The organism is Kribbella sp. C-35, assembly GCF_046549195.1.
Lineage (GTDB): Bacteria > Actinomycetota > Actinomycetes > Propionibacteriales > Kribbellaceae > Kribbella.
Window position 1 is genome coordinate 372813 of record NZ_JAJPWG010000001.1, and the last position, 21855, is coordinate 394667.

General features: G+C 67.0%; 21 protein-coding genes. 15 read left to right on the forward strand and 6 right to left on the reverse strand.

Annotated elements, in window-relative coordinates; all coding sequences use genetic code 11:
• Window positions 1-44 precede the first annotated feature (44 nt).
• From ACLJOO_RS01855 to ACLJOO_RS01880, 6 genes are all read left to right on the forward strand, one after another.
• Complete coding sequence (locus tag ACLJOO_RS01855; protein ID WP_410784999.1) at window positions 45-1085, forward strand: LacI family DNA-binding transcriptional regulator; 1041 nt, start codon at window positions 45-47, stop codon at window positions 1083-1085.
• Window positions 1086-1114: 29 nt separating this feature from the next.
• Window positions 1115-2410, forward strand: a complete 1296-nt coding sequence (locus tag ACLJOO_RS01860) for a sugar ABC transporter substrate-binding protein (RefSeq protein ID WP_410785000.1) — start codon at window positions 1115-1117, stop codon at window positions 2408-2410.
• 173 nt (window positions 2411-2583) lie between these two features.
• Entirely contained in the window at window positions 2584-3357 is a 774-nt protein-coding gene (locus ACLJOO_RS01865) for a carbohydrate ABC transporter permease (protein ID WP_410785001.1), read from the forward strand.
• Entirely contained in the window at window positions 3357-4169 is an 813-nt protein-coding gene (locus tag ACLJOO_RS01870; protein WP_410785002.1) for a carbohydrate ABC transporter permease, read from the forward strand. Before ACLJOO_RS01865 ends, ACLJOO_RS01870 begins: the two co-directional genes overlap by 1 nt.
• Before the next feature lie 10 nt (window positions 4170-4179).
• Window positions 4180-5754 carry a glucoamylase family protein gene (locus tag ACLJOO_RS01875; protein ID WP_410785003.1) on the forward strand — a complete coding sequence of 525 codons (1575 nt, stop codon included), beginning with the start codon at window positions 4180-4182 and terminating at the stop codon, window positions 5752-5754.
• Window positions 5755-7554, forward strand: coding sequence for a GH39 family glycosyl hydrolase (locus tag ACLJOO_RS01880; RefSeq protein ID WP_410785004.1), 1800 nt, complete (start codon window positions 5755-5757; stop codon window positions 7552-7554).
• Here the strand turns inward: ACLJOO_RS01880 and ACLJOO_RS01885 are convergent.
• Window positions 7460-8221: a FadR/GntR family transcriptional regulator gene (locus tag ACLJOO_RS01885; RefSeq protein WP_410785005.1), complete on the reverse strand. Its 762-nt coding sequence runs from the start codon at window positions 8219-8221 to the stop codon at window positions 7460-7462. The two genes, ACLJOO_RS01880 and ACLJOO_RS01885, sit on opposite strands and share 95 nt — an antisense overlap.
• A 178-nt stretch (window positions 8222-8399) precedes the next feature.
• Here ACLJOO_RS01885 and ACLJOO_RS01890 point away from each other — a divergent pair, with 178 nt between their 5' ends.
• The 4 genes from ACLJOO_RS01890 to ACLJOO_RS01905 are packed head-to-tail and all read left to right on the forward strand — an operon-like array spanning window position 8400 to window position 12785.
• The gene (locus ACLJOO_RS01890; RefSeq protein ID WP_410785006.1) at window positions 8400-9671 is read left to right on the forward strand and encodes an ABC transporter substrate-binding protein; all 1272 of its coding nucleotides are present in this window, start codon (window positions 8400-8402) and stop codon (window positions 9669-9671) included.
• Entirely contained in the window at window positions 9671-10612 is a 942-nt protein-coding gene (locus ACLJOO_RS01895) for a carbohydrate ABC transporter permease (RefSeq protein ID WP_410785007.1), read from the forward strand. Before ACLJOO_RS01890 ends, ACLJOO_RS01895 begins: the two co-directional genes overlap by 1 nt.
• Window positions 10602-11450 (forward strand): carbohydrate ABC transporter permease, encoded by an 849-nt coding sequence (locus ACLJOO_RS01900; protein WP_410785008.1) that lies wholly within the window; start codon window positions 10602-10604, stop codon window positions 11448-11450. The genes ACLJOO_RS01895 and ACLJOO_RS01900 overlap by 11 nt, the downstream gene beginning before the upstream one ends.
• 18 nt (window positions 11451-11468) lie before the next feature.
• The gene (locus ACLJOO_RS01905; RefSeq protein WP_410785009.1) at window positions 11469-12785 is read left to right on the forward strand and encodes an alpha-L-fucosidase; all 1317 of its coding nucleotides are present in this window, start codon (window positions 11469-11471) and stop codon (window positions 12783-12785) included.
• Window positions 12786-12797: 12 nt separating this feature from the next.
• Here the strand turns inward: ACLJOO_RS01905 and ACLJOO_RS01910 are convergent, their stop codons facing one another.
• Both ACLJOO_RS01910 and ACLJOO_RS01915 read right to left on the reverse strand, forming a co-directional pair.
• Window positions 12798-13301 (reverse strand): MaoC family dehydratase, encoded by a 504-nt coding sequence (locus tag ACLJOO_RS01910; protein ID WP_410785010.1) that lies wholly within the window; start codon window positions 13299-13301, stop codon window positions 12798-12800.
• A 96-nt stretch (window positions 13302-13397) separates the two neighbouring features.
• The gene (locus ACLJOO_RS01915) at window positions 13398-13946 is read right to left on the reverse strand and encodes a general stress protein (protein WP_410785011.1); all 549 of its coding nucleotides are present in this window, start codon (window positions 13944-13946) and stop codon (window positions 13398-13400) included.
• Between the two features lie 76 nt (window positions 13947-14022).
• Between ACLJOO_RS01915 and ACLJOO_RS01920 the strand changes: the two genes are divergently transcribed.
• Both ACLJOO_RS01920 and ACLJOO_RS01925 read left to right on the forward strand, forming a co-directional pair.
• On the forward strand, window positions 14023-15129 hold the full coding sequence (locus tag ACLJOO_RS01920) for a magnesium and cobalt transport protein CorA (protein ID WP_410785012.1): 1107 nt from the start codon (window positions 14023-14025) through the stop codon (window positions 15127-15129).
• A gap of 211 nt (window positions 15130-15340) precedes the next feature.
• Entirely contained in the window at window positions 15341-16360 is a 1020-nt protein-coding gene (locus ACLJOO_RS01925; protein ID WP_410785013.1) for an ArsR/SmtB family transcription factor, read from the forward strand.
• Window positions 16361-16421: 61 nt separating this feature from the next.
• Here ACLJOO_RS01925 and ACLJOO_RS01930 read toward each other — a convergent pair whose 3' ends face one another.
• Window positions 16422-17612 carry an acyl-CoA dehydrogenase family protein gene (locus ACLJOO_RS01930; protein WP_410785014.1) on the reverse strand — a complete coding sequence of 397 codons (1191 nt, stop codon included), beginning with the start codon at window positions 17610-17612 and terminating at the stop codon, window positions 16422-16424.
• Window positions 17613-17719: 107 nt separating this feature from the next.
• Entirely contained in the window at window positions 17720-19150 is a 1431-nt protein-coding gene (locus tag ACLJOO_RS01935; RefSeq protein WP_410785015.1) for a protein kinase domain-containing protein, read from the reverse strand.
• Between the two features lie 118 nt (window positions 19151-19268).
• On the opposite strand from ACLJOO_RS01935, the gene ACLJOO_RS01940 reads away from it, so the two are divergent.
• A complete protein-coding gene (locus ACLJOO_RS01940) occupies window positions 19269-19919 on the forward strand; it encodes a peptidylprolyl isomerase (RefSeq protein WP_410785016.1) in 651 nt (216 codons plus the stop codon).
• On the opposite strand, the gene ACLJOO_RS01945 is transcribed toward ACLJOO_RS01940, so the two are convergent.
• Entirely contained in the window at window positions 19920-20276 is a 357-nt protein-coding gene (locus ACLJOO_RS01945) for a hypothetical protein (RefSeq protein WP_410785017.1), read from the reverse strand.
• Window positions 20277-20430: 154 nt separating this feature from the next.
• Between ACLJOO_RS01945 and ACLJOO_RS01950 the strand changes: the two genes are divergently transcribed.
• Together ACLJOO_RS01950 and ACLJOO_RS01955 are read left to right on the forward strand one after the other, a co-directional pair.
• Window positions 20431-21102 carry a TetR/AcrR family transcriptional regulator C-terminal domain-containing protein gene (locus tag ACLJOO_RS01950; RefSeq protein WP_410785018.1) on the forward strand — a complete coding sequence of 224 codons (672 nt, stop codon included), beginning with the start codon at window positions 20431-20433 and terminating at the stop codon, window positions 21100-21102.
• Window positions 21103-21106: 4 nt separating this feature from the next.
• Complete coding sequence (locus ACLJOO_RS01955; protein ID WP_410785019.1) at window positions 21107-21730, forward strand: VOC family protein; 624 nt, start codon at window positions 21107-21109, stop codon at window positions 21728-21730.
• Window positions 21731-21855: the final 125 nt, after the last annotated feature.

A 21855-nucleotide genomic window follows, 5' to 3' on the forward strand; every position in this document is an offset into this window, starting at 1 on the left:
CGAAACTGTAAGCGCTTCCACTTTTCCCCCGAGGAGCGAACCCAGTGCCTTCCGGACCCACCGGCCGGCCGGCGACGATCTACGACGTCGCGGCCCGCGCGAAGCTGTCGATCGCGACGGTTTCGCGTGTCCTGCAAGGGACCGGGCCGGTGTCGGCGAAGGCGCGGGCGCGGGTGGACCAGGCGGCGCAGGAGCTCAACTACGTACCGCTGCGGGCCGCGCGGAGTCTCGCCGTACAGCGGCACGAGGCGCACGGGCTGGTACTGCCGGATCTCGCCGGTCCGTTCTACGGCGACCTGCTGATGGGGTACGAGCGCTGGGCCGGCGAACACGGTCAGAGCGTCGTCATCACCGTCACGCACGGCAACCCGGATCCGCGGCGCACCGTGATGGATCTGGCCGGGCGGGTCGACGGGATCGTTGTCCACGGCAACGCGCTCGATCTGCCGACGGTGCAGGGGCTGCGGAAGGCCGGCGTACCGGTCGTGCTGATCGCGCATCCGCCTGTCACCGGCTGCGACTCGGTGCGGAGCGAGAGTGCGGCGAGTGCTGAACAGCTCACCACCAGACTGCTCGACCACGGGCGCGAGAGTCTTCTGTTCGTTGGTGACCCGGCCAGCTCGTACGACGTTTCCGAGCGGTACGCCGGGTTTGCGAAGGCGCATGAGCTTCGCGGGCTGCAGGTACCCAAGCCGATCCGCGTCCCGCTGACCGAAGAGGCTGGCCGGACAGTCGCCGAGAAGATGCTCCAGGCAACCACCAACGCACCGAACAAGCGGCCGGACGGGCTGGTGTGTGCGAACGACGAGCTTGCGCTTGCTGCGCTGACGACGTTGGCCACCAACGGGATCGGCGTACCCGGGGAGATTGTCGTTACCGGGTGGGACGACGTGATGGCGGCTCGGTATGTGTCGCCGGGGTTGACGACTGTGCGGCAGCCGATGGCCGAGTTGGGACGGGTTGCCGCTGAACGGCTGCACGGGCGGGTGACCGGGATTCGGACCCGGGCGCGCAACGACGTACTGGCAACAGAACTGGTGCTGCGGGACAGCTGCGGCACGAGGCCGGGGGATGCACAGCAGTAACTCCGCAGTAATACGTGAGGAGACAACACATGTTCACCCACAGCATCCGCCGCCGGCTGGTGATCGGCAGCGCTGCACTGACCGCGACGGCGCTCGCACTGGCCGGGTGTGGACGGTCCGCGGACACGCCGAGCGGCGGGTCCCAACCGACCACCACCGTCAGCGAGGGACCGGCGACCGGCAACCTGACCGTCTGGGCGATGGGCACCGAGGGCGAGAACCTGCCCAAGCTGATGGAGCAGTTCAAACAGGCCAACCCGGGCGTCAACGTGACCGTCACCCCGATCCCGTGGGACGCGGCGCACGACAAGTTCACCACCGCGATCGCCGCCAACACGCCACCGGACGCCGCGATGGTCGGCACCACCTGGATGGGCGAGTTCGCCGACCTCGGAGCGCTCGACCCGACGCCGCAGGGCTTCGACAACTCCGGCTTCTACCCGGGCGCGCTTGACACCACGAAGGTCGGCGGGACGCAGTACGGCGTTCCGTGGTACGTCGAGACGCGGCTCGTGTTCTACCGGAAGGATCTCGCCGCGAAGGCCGGCTTCAGTACTCCCCCGACGGACTGGGACGGGCTGAAGGCGATGGCCAAGGCGATGAAGGAGAAGGCCGGCGCCAAGTACGGGATCAACCTGCAGCCGGGCGGCGACGGGTCCTGGCAGACCGTGATGCCGTTCGCCTGGTCGGCCGGCGCGAACATCACCGGGGACGACCAGAAGTCGTTCACGTTCGACACGCCGGAGATGCAGGAGGGGCTGAAGTACTACCAGAGCTTCTTCACCGAGAAGCTGGCCGGTACCGACCTGCCGCCGAACCAGACCGAGGCGCAGTTCGTGAACGGTCAGGTGCCGATGTTCATCTCCGGTCCGTGGATGGCCGGCTCGGTGGCGAAGGTCGGCGGGGACAAGATCAAGCCGAACATCGGGGTGTTCCAGATCCCGAAGAACAAGACCTCGACGTCGTTCGTCGGTGGGTCGGACTTCGTGGTGTTCAAGTCGTCGAAGAACAAGGACAGCGCCTGGAAGCTGGTCAAGTTCCTGTCCGACGCGAAGACGCAGGCGTCGTGGTTCAAGATGTCGTCCGACCTGCCTGCGGTGAAGAGTGCGTGGGAGGACCCGAGTATCGCGTCCGACCCGCTGCTGCCGGTGTTCGGCAAGCAGTTGGAGGACGCCAAGGCGCCGCCGGCGATCGTGAACTGGGAGCAGATCGCGAAGGCGTTCGACACCGAGGTCGAGAAGATGGCGAAGTCCGGCCAGTCCCCCGCCGACACCGCCAAAGCCATCCAAACCAAAGCATCCGCCATTGGCCCGGGCGGTAGTTGAGCACGATGACAGTCGTCACCGATAGGCAGTCCCGGGCAGTACGGCGTACGCCGCCGCCTGGGCGCCCGCGGCGCCGGATCACCCGTGAGGCTGCGGCCGCGTGGATTCTCGTGTTGCCGTTTGTTGTTCTGTTTTTGGCGTTTACTGCGGGACCGGTGCTCGGGTCCTTCGGGATGAGTTTCACTGATATCAAGCAGCGGGATTTGCGGACGCCGTTTTCGGTGAACGGGGTTGGGTTCGACAACTACCTCAAGGCGCTCCAGGACGAGACGTTTCGTAAGGCGGCTTTCAACACGGCGTACTTCGTGATTGTCGGGGTGCCGTTGACGCTGGTGGTGGCGCTGGGTGCGGCGCTGTTGCTGGATCGCGGGGTCAAGCGGTTCCAGGCGCTGTTCAAGGTCGGCTACTACCTGCCGGTGGTGACGTCGATCGTCGCGATCGCGGTGATCTGGCGGTTCGTACTGGCACCGGACAGCGGTCTGCTGAACACGGCGCTCGGCTGGGTCGGCATCGACGGCCCGAACTGGCTGGCGTCCAAGACCTGGGCGATGCCGTCGCTGATCGCGATGTCCGTCTGGCGGAACTTCGGCTCCGCGATGATCATCTTCCTGGCCGGCCTGCAGGGCATTCCGCAGTCGGTCGAGGAGGCCGGCCAGATCGACGGTGCGGGCTCCTGGCAACGATTCCGGTACCTGATTCTGCCGCTGCTCCGGCCGACCATCCTGTTCACCAGCGTGACCAGCGGCATCGGCTACCTGCAGTTCTTCGAGGAACCGTTCGTGATGACCAAGGGCGGTCCACTGGACAGCACGCTCTCGGTCTCGATGTACACGTACAACCAGTTCGGCTTCGGCAACTACGGGCTCGCGACGTCGATGGCGTACATCCTGTTCGTCGTCATCGCGGTCGTCACGTTCATCCAGTTCCGGCTGCTGAGGGAGAAGTGATGCGCCGTACCTGGTGGATCTATCTGATCGGCATACTCGGCCTGGTCGCCGTCGCGGCGCCGTTCCTGTGGATGGTGCTCGGCAGCTTCAAGACCCAGGGCGAACTGCTCCGGGTCCCGCCGACCTGGTGGCCGCAGAACCCGACCAACGAGAACTACGACGCCCTGTTCAACAAGGCGAACTTCCCGCGCTACTTCCTCAACTCGACCCTGGTCGCGCTGGCCGTGACGGCCGGCAACCTGACCTTCTGCTCGATGATCGGCTACGCGCTGGCGAAGCTGCGGTTCAAGGGCCGCAACGCGCTGTTCGTGGTGGTGCTGGCCACGCTGATGATTCCCGGCATGGTCACGTTCGTCCCGCTGTTCGTCCTCGTCACCAACGCCGGGCTCGCGAACTCGTACCCCGGCCTGATCCTGCCGTTCCTGGTCTCGCCGTTCGGCGTGTTCCTGATGCGGCAGTTCTTCCTGGGGCTGCCCGACGACCTGATCGACGCCGGCCGCGTCGACGGCACCACCGAGCTGGGGATCTTCGCCCGGATCATGCTGCCGCTGACCCGGCCCGCGCTGGCCACGCTCGGCATCCTCACCTTCCTCGGATCCTGGAACAACTTCCTCTGGCCGCTGGTGATCGCCCAGACCGAGGACAAGTACACGCTTCCCGTCGCCCTGGCGCTGTACTCGACCGGACAGAACGCGCAGAACTACGGCCTGTTGATGGCCGGCGCGGTCGTGGTCGTCCTACCGGTGCTGGTGATGTTCCTGGCCTTCCAACGCCACGTCACCAAGGGCATAGCGATAACCGGACTGAAATAGGAGACCTCAGATGACCGCCATCATCAGTCGCCGCACCGTGCTCGCCGCCACGGGCGTCGCAGCGCTCGCAGGAACCGCCAGCCCAGCCTTCGGTGGAACGCCTTCACCCGCTGACCTCTTGAAAGGCAGCTGGACACCAAGCCGCGAAGACAAAGCCACGGTAGGCCGGTGGGCCCGTGACACCTGGCGCAGTCTGGTCGCGATGACCGACGAGCACACCGGTCTGCCGGCCGACAACATCGGCGAGTCGGTGACGAACCCGGTGCGCAGCAGCTACACCTCCCCCACCAACATCGGCGGCTACCTGTGGAGCACGGTCGTCGCCAAGCACCTTGGCATCATCTCGCCGCAGGAGTCGCTGCGCCGCATCACGCAGACGCTGACGACGATGAAGAACGTCGTACATCACGAGCCGAGCGGCATGTACTTCAACTGGTACGACGAGGCCACCGGCGAGGTGCTGACCACCGACCCGGACGGGACCAAGCCAATCACGCCGTTCGTCTCAAGTGTCGACAACGGCTGGTTCGCCTGCGCGCTGATGGTGGTCCGCAACGCCGAGCCGCGCGCCCGAGCCCTCGCGGACGCCCTGCTGAACAAGATGAACTTCGCGTTCTACTACAACCCCGCGGCCCGCCCGGGCGGTCTGATGCGCGGCGGCTTCTTCGAGACCCCGCCGCCGGACGAGGAAACCGACAAGGGCAACCACGCCGGCGTCGGCCCGGACGTGTACTACCGCAAGTTCCACTACGACACCTGCAACACCGAGGCCCGGATCGCCGGATACGTCGGGTTCGCGCTCAACCAGGTCCCGCACACGCAGTACTTCGCGACGTACCGCACCTTCCCGGACAGCTGCGACTGGTCGTGGGTGGAGCAGAAGCCGAAGGGCGTGCACCGGACGTACCTCGGTCTGGACGTCTTCGAGGGAACCTACGAGTACCGCGGGATGCGGCTCGTGCCGTCCTGGGGCGGTGACATGTTCGAGTCGCTGATGCCCGACCTGTTCGTGCCCGAGTCGACCTGGGCGCCGCGCAGCTGGGGTCTCAACCACCCGCTGACGGTCCGCGCACACATCGAGCACGGCCTCGACGACGCGAAGTACGGCTACTGGGGCTTCTCCCCCGCGTCGAATCCGAAGGGCGGGTACTCCGTCTACGGCGTCGACGCGATCGGGATGGACCCGGGCGGCTACCCGTCGGACCTGGAGGCGACCAACTACGACGCCGGCTTCGAGGGTTGCCGCGAAGGCACCAACCCGAACCCGACGTATGGCGACGGCGTGGTCACCCCGCACGCCGCGTTCCTGGCGATGGCCTACGCGCCGCGGCAGGCGATCGACAACCTGAGCAAGATCGAGAAGACCCTGCACGCGTATGGCGGCGGCGGGTTCTTCGACTCGGTCGCCGTCAAGTCCGGGCTGATCGCCCGCCGGTACCTGTCACTCGACCAGGCGATGGTGATGGGTGCCATCGGCAACGTGTTCGGCGGGAATCTGATCCGGCGCAGCTTCGCGAGCCGGACGGTGGAGAACCGGATCCGGCCGCTGATCGCGATGGAACAGTTCGAATCGGGAGTCGCATAGATGCAGGACGACGCCAAGACCGACTGGGACCAGCGGATTGCGCTCCGCTCCGATGAGCAGCGCGCGTTCGCCTTTCCCGAGCTCGATCCGCCGAAGGAGGTCACGGCGGTCGGCGGCGTCGGCCAGGTGACGATCGACTGGTCGCCGGTGGACGGCGCAGTCGGCTACCTGATCTTCAGGGGAACCGGCGAGCGCGGTCCGCTGGAACCGGTCGATCACCACAGCGGCGACGTGCTGTCGGTCCCGTCGCCGCCGTACGTGGACACCACGGGAACCCCGGGTACGCCGTACCGCTACGCGGTCGCGAGCGTGCCCGAGGTAACGACCCACGGGCTCCCGAGTCGGACCGTCGGCGCCGTACCGCTGGTTGCCGGCGGTGTCGCGCCGAAAGTGAAGGTGACCGTCGATACGATTGCCGAGGGCACCGAGCTGCAGCGGCCGTGGGAGCCGATGGTCGGCAGCGAGCGCCTGAGCCAGCTGCTCTGCAAGGACCTGACCGGCGGCCACGAGATCGGCAGCGAGCTCGAGGACGCGCTGCGCCGGATGCACGACGAGATCGGCGTCCGCACGGTCCGCGCGCACGCGGTCTTCCACGACGACACCCACGTGATCGACGGGGACACCTACAACTTCGACGTGGTGGACGCGATCTACGACAAGCTGCTCGCGCTCGGGTTGCGTCCGGTGGTCGAGCTCGGTTTCATGCCGCGTGAGCTGGCGAGCGACCCGACGAAGACAGTCTTCGAGTACGGCGCGATCATCTCGCCGCCGGCGTCGTACCAGCGCTGGCACGACCTGGTCCGCGCGCTCGTGCAGCACCTCGTCGACCGGTACGGTCTCGACGAGGTGCTGACGTGGGACTTCGAGGTCTGGAACGAGGCCAACCTCGAGGTCTTCTGGTCCGGCACCAAGGCCGAATGGCTCCAGCTGTACGACGTGTCCGCTGCCGCCGTGAAGTCCGTCGACCCGCGCCTCGCGATCGGCGGCCCGTCCTCCGCCGCAGCCGGCTGGGTGGACGACCTCCTCGCCCACGCCAAACGGTTCGGTACGCCGGTCGACTTCGTGTCCACGCACACGTACGGCTCGCCGCCGCTCGACGTACGGGCCTCGCTGGAGCGACACGGATTCGGCGATGCTCGCATTCTCTGGACCGAGTGGGGTGTGACGCCGAGGCACTTCAACCCGATCAACGACTCGGTGTTCTCCGGGATGTTCCTGCTCCGCGGCATGCGGTCAGCTGCGGGACGGATCGACGCGCTCTCGTACTGGGTCGCGTCCGACCACTTCGAGGAGCTCGGCCGGCCGCCGCGGTTCCTGCACGGCGGCTTCGGGCTGCAAACCGTTGGTGGGTTGGCGAAACCGCGCTACCACGCGATGACGCTGCTCAGCCGGCTCGGACCGGTCGAGCTGCCGTTGACGTACGACGGAGACGGTGGCGGGAGCCTCGTGGAGGCCTGGGCGTCCCGGGACCGCGACCGGATCGCCGTACTGCTGTGGAATCTGACCCTCGATCAGACCAAAGCCGACGGGGCACCGGAACTGACCAGGACGGTCCAGGTCCAGCTGCCCGGCGTGGACCCGTCCTGGCAGGCCACGGCAACCACTCTGGCCGTCGGGTCCGGCGACATCGCGCAGGCCGCCGAAGGTCTCGGCGACTGGCCGACCGACGAGGAGTTGGCCGAGCTCGCCGAGCGCAGCCGGCTGGTCAGTACCCCACTCGAGTGGAACGGTTCAGCCGTCGAGGTGACGCTGCAGATGCCCGCCGCGGTGCTGCTGGAGCTCCGTCCACCTCGAGATTGACCGCCTCGTTGAGCCAGCGTTCGACGCCCGCGATGTGCACGGTCGCCCAGGCCTGGGCGACCTCCGGCTCGCGGGCGGCGATCGCCTCCAGGATCGAGCGGTGCTCCGCGACCGAGCGGTTCACCGCGCCCGTCTGGGTCAGGCCGCGCCAGATCCGGGCCCGGTAGGTCGGCTGCCGCAGGCTCTCGATGATCGACGCCAGGGTCCGGTTCCCGCTGCCGATCGCGAGCAGCCGGTGGAACTCGACGTCGCAGGCGAGCTGCTCGTCGGCGGACGGGTCGTCGGGGAGGTCGTCCAGCAGTGCGCGCATCGCGGTGATGTCGGCGTCCGGCATCCGCAACGCGGCCCGGGCCGCGGCGGCCGGCTCGAGAATCCGCCGTACCTCGAAGAACTCCAGGACCGACGCGTCCTGGTGCAGGTCCAGGACGAAGCCCATCGTCTCCATCAGCAGCGCCGGGTCGAGGCTGGTCACGTAGGTGCCGTCGCCCTGCCGGACCTCGAGCACCCGGATCAGCGCCAGCGCCTTGACCGCCTCGCGAAGCGAGTTGCGGGACAGCCCGAGCCGCGCGGCCAGGTCGGCCTCGCGCGGCAGCCGGTCGCCGGGCTGCAGCTCGCCGGCCACGATCATCTCCTTGATCCGGTCGATCGCCACATCCGTCACCGCCATGCAAACCCTCCCTTCGGCCCCAAACCTCCGATGTCTCTGGACCATACATCGGAGGTCTAGCCCCTGCGCTAGGCGTGGGAAGTTCCTTTTTCTCCTGAAATAAGCCCACGAGCTGTTGACTCTGGTCAAGATCCCGACATATTGATCGGATGACTCACAGTTCTCCTTGGAGGTCAGGATGAGAGGAACACCAGCTCGGGCACGCCGCTGGCTCATCGCCACGTGTGCGGTGCTGGCCCTGACCGCCGTTGCCGCGTGTGGCGGCGGCGACGACGGCAGTAGCGGTAGCTCCGGCTCAGCAGACAAGGCCGACCTGGTCTGGTCGTTCTGGATCGCCGGCGCCGAGGACCAGGCCGCCTGGCAGAAGGTCGCTGACCAGGCCCACACCGATCACGCCGGGATCACCGTCAAGCTCCAGGGCGCCCCCTGGGACAGCTACTGGTCGAAGATCGGGACTACGCTGGCCGGCGGCAAGGCACCCTGCATCATCGGCATGCAGAGTCTGCGGATGGCGTCGTACGCGAGCGCGATGCTGCCGTTGGACGACCTGATGAAGAAGTACGGCATGAAGGCCGAGGACTTCGACAAGCCGATCATGGACGGCCTGAAGGCGGACGGGAAGCAGATCGCGATCCCGTACGACTCCGGCCCGATGGTGATCTTCTACAACAAGGACCTGTTCAAGGCCGCCGGCGTACCCGATCCGAAGCCGGGCTGGACGATCGACGAGTTCAAGGCGGCCGCGAAGAAGCTGACCGCCGCTGGGAAGACCGGCCTGGTGACGACCCCCGGCGACCTGGGCACCATGTCCTGGGTACGGACCATGACCGGCGCCGAGCCGCTGGCCGACGGCAAGCTCAACTTCACCGACTCGAAGTTCGAGCAGGGCTTCTCGCAGTACGCCGACTTCGTCAAGACCGACAAGATCGCCCCGCAGGTGCCGGGCGGCAACCCGGACTTCGAGACCCAGCAGTTCACCGGCGGCAAGGCCGCGATGCAGCTGAACGGGCCGTGGTCGCTGATCGATACCAAGGGCAAGGTCAAGTTCGACCTCGGCATCGCGCCGATCCCGGCCGGTCCGGACGGCTCGAAGACCTATACCGCCGGGTCGGGCTTCGGCATCTCCCGGTCCTGCAAGACGCCGGACGCCGCCTTCCAGGCGATCATGTCGATGACGAGTGAGAAGCCGCTGACCACGCTGGCCCAGGCCGGCCGCGCGTACCCAGCTCGCACCGTCGCGCACCCGGCGTGGTTCACCGCCGCGAACATCGACGGCGCGAAGGAGACCATCGACTACGCCTCCGAGCACTCGGTCCCGCTGGTCACCTCGAAGAACTGGGTCCAGGTCGCCGACCTGCTCAACCGGTTCGGAACGCAGGCGCTGAACGGCGAGATCCCGCCGGACCAGGCCCTGAAGACCATCCAGGACCAGGCAGGCGCTGGTTCGTAATGGCGACCGATACAACCGTCGCTCCCCCGGGCACACCTGCAGGTGCGCCCCGGGCGGGGCGCCGGCCCGCGTTGCGCCGGGACGGCCGGTACGCGTCGGTCTTCCTGGCGCCGAGCCTCGGCGGGCTGGCTCTGTTCACGTTGTTCCCGACGGCGATGGCACTGGGCATCAGCCTGTTCGACTGGCCGGTGTTCGGGGAACGCACGTTCCAGGGCTTCGGCAACTATTCGCACCTGCTGCACGACCCCGTGTTCCGCCGGGTGGTGCTGAACACGGTTCTGTTCGTGGTGCTGTACGTCCCGCTGAACGTGGTCGTCTCGCTCGGGCTCGCGGTCTGGCTGGGCCCGCAGATCAGGGGCCGCCAGGTGTTCCGGGTGCTGTTCTTCATCCCGGTGATGACGCCGATGGTGGCCAACGTGATGGTCTGGCGGCTGCTGTTCCAGCCCGGTGGGCTGATCGACGGCGGCCTGCAGAGCTGGTTCGGCATCGACGCGCCGAACTTCCTGGGCTCGTCGAACTGGGCGATGCCGGCGATCGTGGCGATGTCGATCTGGCAGGGCTTCGGGTACAACTTCCTGGTCTTCTCGGCCGCGATCGACCAGGTTCCGCAGTCGCAACTGGAGTCCGCGCAGATCGACGGCGCCGGGCCGCTGCAGCGGTTCCGCTACATCACCTGGCCGATGATCACCCCGTCGATGTTCTTCGCCACCACGATGACGCTGATCACCTCGTTCCAGGTGTTCGCACAGCCGTTCATCCTGACCCAGGGCGGCCCGGGCGTGGCCACCCAGACCATCGTCATGTACGTCTACAACCAGGGCTGGCAGTTCCTCCAGATGGGACTGGCGTCGGCGGCCGGATGGGTGCTGTTCGTGATCATCATGGGCATCACCGCGATCCAGTTCGTCGGGCAGAAGCGGTGGGTGAACTATGACGTCTGAGACCAACAGCGCCGCCCGCAAGGTCCGCAGCGGCGTCTCGCACACGCTCCTGGTCATCGTCGCGATCGTCTTCCTCGGCCCCCTGGTGTACGCCGTTTCGACGTCGCTGAAACCCGCCGACGAGGTGTTCACCCCGACACCGCACCTGTTCGGCTCCGAGATCCGCTGGAAGAACTACGCGGACGCGTTCACGTTCGCTCCGTTCGATCGGTACTTCCTGAACAGTCTGTTGGTGGCGGTGGCCGGCACCCTGGTGGTGGTCGCTGCCTCGAGCATGTCGGCGTACGCCTTCGCCCGGCTGAAGTTCAGGGGCCGGGAGCAACTGTTCGTCCTGTTCCTGGGGACGTTGATGGTGCCGCAGGAAGTGCTGATCGTGCCGATGTACTGGCTGATGCAGGCGCTCGGCTGGGTGGACAGCTACTGGGCTTTGATCCTGCCGTGGGCGTTCACCGCGTTCGGCACGTTCCTGCTTCGGCAGTTCTTCCTGACGATCCCGGCCGAACTGGAGGAGGCCGCCCGGGTGGACGGGTGCGGTCCGTTCGGCACGTTCCTGCGGATCATGTTGCCACTCGCGCGGCCGGCGATCGCCGTACTCACCGTCTTCACGTTCATCAGTTTCTGGGGAAGCTTCCTGTGGCCGTTGATCATCATCAACAGCGTCGAGGACAAGGGCACCGTGCCGCTCGGCCTGGCGCAGTTCGTCGGTCAGCAGGGCACCCAATGGAACCTGATGATGGCTGCCTCGATCATGGCCATGATTCCCACCGTGCTGCTTGTCGTCCTGCTGCAGAAACATCTCGTCCGCGGCCTGCTCGTCACGGGGCTGGGCGGACGCTAAACCACAAGGAGAATTGAGATGACCGACGCGCCTCCCGCGCCCAAACCGTCGAGCACAGTCGTCGAGAAGTTCCGCGGCTGGCGGTTTGGACTCTTCGTCCACTGGGGCCTGTATTCGCTGCCGGCCCGGCACGAGTGGGTGAAGAACCGCGAACGGCTGACCGACGAGGACTACCAGCCGTACTTCGACCACTTCGAGCCGGACCTGTACGACCCGGCGAAGTGGGCCCGCGCCGCCCGCGAGGCCGGCATGAAGTACGCCGTCCTCACGACCAAGCACCACGAGGGTTTCTGCCTGTGGGACTCCGAGGTGTCCGACTACACCGTGGCGAAGACCGCCTGGGGCAAGGACCTGGTCGGGCCGTTCGTCGAGGCGTGCCGGGCCGAAGGGCTCGGGGTCGGGTTCTACCACTCGCTGATCGACTGGCACCACCCGGAGTTCCCGATCGACGTCGTCCACCCGCAGCGGTACGACGAGGAAGCGCAGGCGAAGGCCGCGGGCCGAGACGTCCAGGTGTACGCCGACTATCTGCACGCGCAGACACGCGAACTGCTGACGAACTACGGACCGATCGACATCATGTGGTTCGACTTCTCGTACCCGAACCGGAACCGGGAGGACGGTCTGCCGGGGCCCGGCAACGGCAAGGGGAAGGACGAGTGGCGGTCCGTCGAGTTGATGGCGATGGTGCGGGAGCTGCAGCCGGACATCCTGATCAACGACCGGCTGGACATCCCGGGTGACTTCGTGACGCCGGAGCAGTACCAGCCGGACGGTCCGATGGAGCGCGACGGCGTACCCGTGCTGTGGGAGGCGTGCCAGACGCTCAACGGCAGCTGGGGCTACGACCGGGACAACCTGGACTGGAAGTCACCGGAGACGCTGGTGAAGATGCTGGTCGACTCGGTCTCCAAGGACGGCAACCTGCTGCTCAACGTCGGTCCCACGGGCCGGGGTGAGTTCGACCCGCGGGCACTGGCGACGCTGGCCAAGATCGGTCAGTGGATGCGGCTGCACGAGCGGTCGATCCGCGGCGCGCGGCCGTCCGAGTTCACGCCGCCGACCGACGCCCGCTACACGCAGAAGGGCAATCGCCTCTACCTGCACCTGTTCTCCTGGCCGATGGGGCACGTCCACCTCCCCAGCCTCGGCGGAAAGGTCAAGTACGCGCAGCTCCTCAACGACGCGTCCGAGATCAAGCGCATCGTCAACGACCCGAAGCAGACCGCCCAGAACACCCGCATGGGCGGCGTCTCCCCCGACACCCTCACCCTGAAACTCCCGATCCAGCGGCCGAACGTCGAGGTCCCGGTGATCGAGCTGTTCCTCAGCTGATCAGGAGGCTGATCAGGAAGCCGGGGCGGGGCGGCCAGGCTGTTCTCCGCCCCGGCTCTCCAGGTAGTTGTTCTTCGGGACCATGACCTTGCGGCGGAACAGGCAGACGACAGTGCCGTCCTGCTTGTAGCCCTTGGTCTCGACGTAGACGACGCCGCGGTCGTCCTTGGACTTGGACTCCCACTTGTCCAGGACGAGCGTCTCGCCGTACACGGTGTCGCCGTGGAAGGTCGGGGCGACGTGCCGCAGGGACTCGATCTCCAGGTTGGCGATCGCCTTGCCGCTCACGTCCGGGACCGACATCCCGAGCAGGATCGAGTAGATGTAGTTGCCGACCACAACGTTCTTCCCGAACTGGGTCGACCCCTCCGCGTAGTGCGTGTCCAGGTGCAGCGGATGGTGGTTCATGGTGAGCAGGCAGAACAGGTGGTCGTCGTACTCCGTGACCGTCTTACCCGGCCAATGCTTGTAGACAGCACCGACCTCGAACTCCTCGTAGCTGCGCCCGAACTGCATCTCGGTTCCTCCTCGGCTCCTGGATTCCCCATGCTGCCGGGTCCGGGCGCATCCGGGCCGTGGTCTGGCTCTCACCGACAGGAGAGATAGGTCACCTCAGTCGACGGGCCGCTGCGTGGTCTGCTGCGTCTGCTGGGCCTGGTGATCCGGCAGCAGCGGGTGCACCTCGCCCTTCAGCGCCAGCTTGGCGAGGTGGTTGCGCGCCTCTTCAGCGAACTTGAAGTCGCAGAGCACGTCGTACGTCGTGGCCACCACGGCCGTCCGCGACGTGAAGTCCCGGCGGCCGGCGGACTGCGCGTAGCCGAGGCCGCCGAACACCAGGCCGAAGAAGGCACCCAGTACGACGCCGGTCAGCACCGCTGCGATCCAGTTGTTGGTGGTGAAGAGTCCCAGCAGCAGGCCGACGAACAGCCCGAACCAGGCGCCGCTGGCCAGGCCCGCGGTCAGCGCCCGGCCCCAGGTGAGCCGGCCGGTGATCTTCTCGACCTGGCGAAGGTTGTTGCCGACGATGGTCGTGTGCTCGACCGGGAACTTCTCGTCCGAGAGATAGTCGACAGCTCGCTGTGCCTCCCGGTAGGTGTCGTACGTCCCGATCGTCAGGCCGGTCGGCCTGGGGTCCATCGAGGGCATGCCCTGCGTGGTCATCGTCGTTCCTCTCCACGTGCTTCCACCCCCATCATTGCCGACGGCTGGTTACCGCGTCTTGATAGCCTCGCCGGTGATGACCGGGCGACGATGGGACATGGGCGCGACACGCCGTGTGGGACGAGTCTTCGCCCGGCGTGCCGGCGGTGCCGGACGCCCGCCGGACGACGTGGTCACCGGCAAGCTCGAAGGCGCCCTGGTCGACTGGGGACTGTACCGCGACGGCGTCCGCGACACCCGCGTCAACTCCTACACCGAGGCGCTCGTCCGGGCGCAGCGCGGGCAGGGCTTCGTGTGGATCGGCCTGTTCCAGCCGACCGACCACCAGCTCGCCATCATCGGTGCGGAGTTCGGTCTGCACCCGCTGGCGCTGGAGGACGCGTACGAGGCGCACCAGCGCCCCAAACTGGAGCGGTACGGCGAGACGCTGTTCGCAGTGTTCAAGACGGTCACCTACGTCCCGCACGACGACCTGACCGCGACCAGCGAGGTGGTCGCGACGGGTGAGGTCATGGTGTTCTGCGGACCCGGCTTCGTCGTCACGGTCCGGCACGGTGAGCACAGTGAGCTGGCGGGGCTGCGGCAGGAGCTGGAGCGGGAGCCGCAACGGCTCGCCACCGGTCCGGGCGCCGTACTGCATGCCATCGCGGACCACGTCGTGGACCGGTATCTGGAGGTCGCGGACGCCGTACAGGCCGATATCGACCTGATCGAGACGTCCATGTTCACGCCGCGTGGCTGGCGGAACATCGACCGGGTGTACCAGCTGAAGCGTGAGGTGCTGGAGCTCAAACGGGCCGTAGCGCCGCTGACCGGCCCGATGCGCGCGCTGGCCACGCTGCGGCACCCGCTGATCGCCGACGAGACGAAAAACTACTTTCGCGACGTCGACGACCACTTGCAACGGGTGAAGGAGCAGGTGATCTCGTTCGACGAGCTGCTCAGCTCGATCCTGCAGGCCGGGCTGGCCCAGGTCCAGGTGGCCGAGAACGAGGACATGCGGCGGATCTCGGCCTGGGTGGCGATCCTCGCAGTGCCGACCATGATCGCCGGGATCTACGGCATGAATTTCGATTACATGCCGGAACTGCGGCTGAAGTACGCGTACTTCGTGGTACTCGGAGTGATGGTGGCGGCGTGCACCGTCCTTTACCGCTTGTTCAAGCGGAACCACTGGCTCTAGTCATCTTCTGGGCGCGGAATTCGCTCCGCCCGGTCGGGTGAGTTGGCAACCTTTTGCCATGGCCAGGACTACTCCCGGATTGGAATGTTCAAACGGTTGTCCCGGGATCGGCTGCCTTGATTGAATTCCGGAATCGCATTCGGTCAGGAATTGATTACTTTCCGCGACCGATGCGGACCCGGGGGACGACCGAGGACGGGAGGGGATCGCGGTGCTTCGTATTCATTTCACGCCGCGCGACCTGACCCGGGTCACGGTCGCCACCACGCCGGCGCCGCTCTGGGAGGTGCTGCTGAGCCTGCATATGCTGCAGCACTCGGAAGGCCGGCTGATCTTCGAGGACTGGCGGCGCCACGTGCGGGCGACGGTCGCACCGGACCAGATGCGGCTGCTGCTCGAGCTGACCCCGTCCAAGGGCTACTCGCCCGACTTCCTCACCCCGGCGGAGCCCGCACCGGACTTCGACACCGCACTGGAGCAGGCGCTGGCGACACCGCGGCAGCAGATCCGCAGTGAGCTCGACCTGCTCGCGCAGTACCGGCCGCCCTCCCCCTGGACACGGGAGCTGGCCCAAGGTGGCCGTACGTCGATGCAGAAGCTCGGACGGGCCATCCGGACGTATCACGACGCGGCGATCGCGCCGTACTGGAAATCGATCGGGACGCACGTGTCCGCCGACCACGCCCATCGTGGGGAGGCGTTGGCCCGGCACGGTGTGGACCGATTGCTGTCGTCGCTGCATCCGCGGGTCCGGTGGGTCGCACCGGTTCTGCAGGTGCTGGACATGAACGACCGAGATCTGTATCTCGATGGCAGGGGAATCGAGTTGCAGCCTTCGGCGTTCTGCTGGCAGGTACCGACCAAGCTGCGGGACCCGGACCTCAAACCGATCCTGGTCTATCCGATCCAGCATGCGCCCGGGATCCTGCGGCAGGCGCCGTTGGAGCACCCGCCGTCGAGTGATCCGCTGGGTTCCCTGCTCGGGTCGACCCGGGCCGCCGCACTGGAGGCGACCGTCAGCGGCTGTACGACGACGGAGCTGGCGAAACGCTGCCGGATCTCCCCGGCGGCCGCGAGCCACCAGGCGACGGTACTGCGGGAGGCCGGCCTGATCACGACCCGCCGGGCCGGTGCTTCAGTACGCCACGAGATCACTCAACTGGGCATCTGGCTGCTCTCCGGCCACGGCTCCGGCAAAACCCGGCAAGTCCCGACCCGCAGTACGGCCTAGACCCTGCCCCGCCGCGCGCTGGGCCGACCGGCACCGCCCCGCCTGTCGACCCAGCGCACGGTCAGAGCTTGTAGTCCTCGAGGAGGCGGCGGCCGATGATCATCCGCTGGATGTCCGCCGTACCCTCGCCGATCAGCAGCATCGGCGCCTCGCGGTAGAGGCGTTCGATCTCGTACTCCTTGGAGAACCCGTAGCCGCCGTGGATGCGGAACGAGTCCTCCACGACCTGCGAGCAGTACTCGCTGGCCAGGTACTTCGCGACGCCGGCCTCGAAGTCGTTGCGGGAACCGCTGTCCTTCTTGCGGGCCGCCTTCACCATCAGCTCGTGCGCGGCCTCCACCTTGACGGCCATGTCGGCGAGCCGGAACAGCACGGCCTGGTGCTCGGCGATCTTCTTGCCGAACGTCTCCCGCTGCTGCGCGTACGAGATCCCGAGCTCGAACGCCCGCCGCGCGACACCACAGCCGCGGGCGGCAACGTTCACGCGACCGACCTCGACGCCGTCCATCATCTGGTAGAAGCCCTTGCCCGGTACGCCGCCGAGGATCTGGCCCGCGTCGATCCGGTAGCCGTCGAACACCAGCTCCGTGGTGTCGACGCCCTTGTAGCCCATCTTCTCGATCTTGCCGGGGATCGTGAGGCCCTTGTCGACCTCGCCGAAACCGGGCTCCTTCTCGACCAGGAACGTGGTCATGTTCTTGTAGACCGAGTCTTGCCCCTCATCGGTCTTGACGAGTACGGCGACCAGGTTCGACGTACCGCCGTTGGTCAGCCACATCTTCTGGCCGTTGATCACGTAGCCCTCGCCCTCGCGAGTGGCCTTGGTCTTGATCGCGGCGACGTCGGACCCGCAGCCGGGCTCGGACATCGAGAACGCGCCGCGGACCTCGCCGGTCGCCATTCGCGGCAGGTACTTCTGCTTCTGCTCGTCGGTCCCGTGCTGGAGCAGCATGTACGCGACGATGAAGTGCGTGTTGATGATCCCGGACACGCTCATCCAGCCGCGGGCGATCTCCTCGACGCACAGCGCGTAGGTCAGCAGCGATTCGCCGAGGCCGCCGTACTCCTCGGGGATCATCAGGCCGAACAGGCCGAGTTCCTTGAGGCCCTCGACGATCTCGGTCGGGTACTCGTCGCGGTGCTCGAGCTCGGTCGCGACCGGGAGGATCTCGGCTTCGACGAAGGCCCGGACCGTCTTCAGGATCTCTTCCTGGATGTCGGTCAGCCCGTCGGTCTGCTGCAACCTGCTCATCGTGCGTCTCCTTCGGCCGGCTTACCCGCGAGTATCCTCGCTATCAGCATCCCGGTACGAGGGTGACACCCGCTGTGACACCGGCCACCTGGTGAAGGTCGCGTGCCTCACTCGTCGTCGTGGTCAGGAGGCGGGAGTGACTGGCTGATGGTGAAGAACAGCGCGGCGATCTGCTGGGTCGCCTGCCAGCGGTGGCGTTGCTGCGCCTCCGCCAGCCGCTGCCGCGCCTCGTAGAAGTGCTTCGCGGCGGACTCGGTGTCGCCGTGGTCGATGGCCTGGGCCGCCTGGTCCAGGTCGTTCGCAGCCTCCCGCGGCGCCCTGCTACGGCTGCCCTCCTGCGTCGCACGGACCTGCGCGGCCAGAGAGCGCAGCCGCTGCACCAAGACCGCCTGCGGGTTCTGCGTCTGCGTCGGCTTCTTCGTCGGATTCGTCTTGGTCTTGGTGGGAGTAGGGGTCGGCTGGGGCTTCGGTGTGGTCTTGGGAGCCGCTGTGGCCTTCTGCACCGGAGCAGACGGAGTACCGCCGGCCTGTGCGGGCGGATCGTTCGACACGCCGGCACGCAACATGAGGGCGCCCACCACACCAGCCACCACTACGGCGGCAGCCACACCCGCCTTGGCCAACGGGAAACCCCTGCGGGTCGCCCGATGGGCCGGTTCGTCCGAGTCCTGCTCCCACTTGCCCACACCGACCACCTCAGCGGCCGCAGGTGGTGTGACCGCTAGGACCTGGGTCTGGTTGGCCGGTGCGAGCAGCGCAGCCACCTCAGACTCCGACGACGGGCGGTCCGCCGGATCCTTGGCCAGCAGGTGCGTCACGAGATTCGACAGCTCAGCCGGTACGTCGGCACGCGTGACAGGCGGAGGCGGTACGTCGAGGTGCTGCCGCATGACCACGTCGACGGTCGGCCCGGTGAACGGCGGCGTACCGGTCAGGAGCTCGTGGAGAACGCAGCCGAACGAGTACCAGTCGCTGGCGGCGGTAGCGGGCTCGCCGCGGACCTGTTCCGGCGACACGTACGACGCCGTACCGAGCAGGACGCCGAGTCCTGTCGTCTCGGTGCCTGCGCTCTTGGCGATACCGAAGTCGGTCATCTTGAGGGTGCCGTCGGGAGCCAGCAGCAGGTTGCCCGGCTTGACGTCGCGGTGCACGATCCCGGCCGCGTGCGCCGCGTCCAGCGCGCGAGCGCCCTGCAGGGCGATGTCCTGGACCAGTGCGGCGGCCGGGAGTCCCGACGTACGCATCAGTTGGGCGAGATCGGGGCCTTGCACCAGTTCCATGACCAGGAACACGTGGTCGCCCTCGGTGCCGACGTCGTACGTCGCGACGACGTTCGGATGCGTCAATCGAGCGGCTGATTGAGCCTCACCGCGAAACCTCTGGACCGCGTCCATCGGGTCGCCTTCGAGGCTGCGCAGCAGTTTCACCGCGACCTGACGGGCGAGGACCGTGTCCTCCGCCTGCCACACCTCGCCTGCACCGCCCCTGCCCAGCAGGGTCAGCAACCGGTACCGACCGGCCAGTACCTCGCCGTTCACACATACACCTTCCGCAGCGGACCGGATCACCTTAGGCGGGATGTGCCGGATGTTCGAGTCCGCGGCGAATTCCTTGAACAACCTCTGCAGAGAGCGAGCGAGGTACTACGGTGTGGTGATGAAGCGATCACTCACCGCCCTGATCGCGGCCGTTCTGGTCGCGACAACGCTTTCCACGACGACAGCCTCGGCCACACCGGCGTCCAAACCGGTGGCGAAATGCGAGTTCACGCCGACGCCTGAGAACCCGGCGGCCAAGCCGGTCCGGATCCCGTCCCCGGTTGCCCGTGCGAAGGGCACGGTGGACGTGTACTTCGTGACGAACTACGGACCGTTCGTGGTCCGGATGGACCGCGCCAACGCGCCCTGCGGCGTGCACAACTTCGTGCACCTGGTGAAGAGTCGGTTCTACGACGCGACGCAGTGCTTCCGGCTGACGAACTCGTCCCGGCTGGGTGTCCTGCAGTGCGGTGACATCTACCGCCAGGAAGAGGGTGGGCCGGGGTACAAGTTCCCGGACGAGGTCACCGGCCAGGAGACCTACCCGCGCGGCACCGTTGCCTACGGCAACCAGGGGCCCGGGACCAACGGCTCGGAGTTCTTCGTCGTGCACTCGTTCGCGAATATCGCCCCGAACTACACCGTCCTCGGCCACGTGATCGCCGGCATGTCCACCTTCGACCGCATGGTCGCGGCCGGCATCGCCGACCCGGACCAGGACGGCCCGCCGGTCAAGCCGATCCGCATCTACAAGGTCTGGACCCGCTGATCACTGCGAGCGGCGGATGCTTTTGAACATCCGCACGAAGACGATGTTGACCAGGGTGATCCCCAGCCACATGGCGAACACCGCATCCGATTCGGCGTGCGCGCCGGCCGTCAGCCAGACCGAACCGATGACCCCGAGGAGCAGGGAGAACACCGGAACGGCCAAATGTGAGTTGTCGGGCTGCGGCTGCTTCTGACCCGGTGCCCGCTCCGCCAGCCGGGCGTCCACCTGCTGATTGATGGACTGCGCGGCATTGGCGACGAAGGATTCCAGTACTGCGCGCTCGTACTCGGGTCCCAGCTCCTTGCGGACCTCGTACGCCGCGGCGGCGTCGTCGCGGAAGTCGGAAGTCACCATGTTCACACTCCAGTCCGACTGGCGGTGTACGGCGTACACCCTGGTACGTTGACGGTAGGGTGTACGGCGTACACCTGTCAAGGGTCGTCCGGATACGAGAGGAGCCAGGGACATCACCACGCAGACCGAACCCGCCGCGCCGTCGCGGACGCCGTTGAGCAAGGAACGGATCCTGGGCACCGCCGTCGACCTGGCGGACGAGGGCGGTGCCGACGCCGTCAGCATGCGCAAGATCTCGCAAGCGCTCGGCGTCGTGCCGATGGCGCTGTACAAGCACGTGCGCAACAAGGACGAGCTGCTGGACGGCATGGTCGACGCGATCGTCGGCCAGATCGATCCGCCCGCCGAGGACACCGACTGGAAGCCGGCCGTCCGGCAGCGGATCTTGTCGGCCCGCCAGGTGCTCCTGGCTCATCCCTGGGCGCCCCGGGTGATCGAGGAACGGACCAGGGCGCGGACCGACCCGACCCCAGCGGTGATGGACTACATGGAGTCGATGATCGGGATCTTCCGGGCCGGGGGCTTGTCGATCGACCTGACCCATCACGCGCTGCACGCTCTGGGCAGCCGCCTGCTGGGGTTCTCGCAGGAACTGTTCGAGGACACCGCCGGCACCGGTCCGGATCCGGCGCCACCGCCACCGGAGCTGGCCGAGCGGTTCCCCCACATCACCGAACTGGTCACGGCGATCACCCACGAGCAGGGCTCCGTCGTCGGTCCGGGGTGCGACGACCAGTTCGAGTTCGAGTTCGCCCTGGACCTCCTACTGGACGGCCTCGAACGCCTGTCGGGGGAGGGTAATTCGGCGACCCCGGAGCTAGCTTGAGGGTGTGGGTAGACGCGGACGGCCCCGGCACCCCGACGTACTGACACCCGCCGAGTGGCAGGTGGTGCACGCGGTGCGGCACGGGATGTCGAACCGGGAGATCGCGCGGCGGCGTGGAGTCAGCGTCGACGCGGTCAAGTTCCACGTCGCGAACGCGCTGATGAAGCTCGGCCTGGACCGCCGGGCCGAGCTTCGCAGCTGGCGCGGTGTGCCCGCCGACAGCGCCCTTCGAGGACAAGGAGCCCAGGCGATGGAGCTAGGTGTCATCGGGCAGATCGCCCGCCCGGTCAGTGATATCGAGACCGCGGTCGACTTCTACGGCAAGGTGCTCGGCCTTCCGCACCTCTACACGTTCGGCGATCTCGCCTTCTTCGACTGCGGCGGCACGCGCTTGTTCCTGAGCGCGAACGACGGCCCGATCGGCGAGCCGTCGGTCCTGTACTTCCGCGTCGACGACATCCAGACGGCGTACGACGAACTCCGCGCCCGCGGCGTGGAATTCGAGCAGGCCCCACACCTCATCCACAAGCACGACAACGGCGTCGAGGAATGGATGGCCTTCTTCCCCGACCCCGACGGCCACCTACTCGCGATCATGGCCCAGACCGGACCTCTTAACCCGGCATGATCGCTTGGCGCTGGGACTGTCGCCGTGTTCGTCGGCGGCGTGCCGGTGCTGCTCGGCGTCGGCGCCCGCTTCGGCTACCTCGCGTTGACCGGCCAACGACGGAGGTTGTCCACGACCTGCTGGAA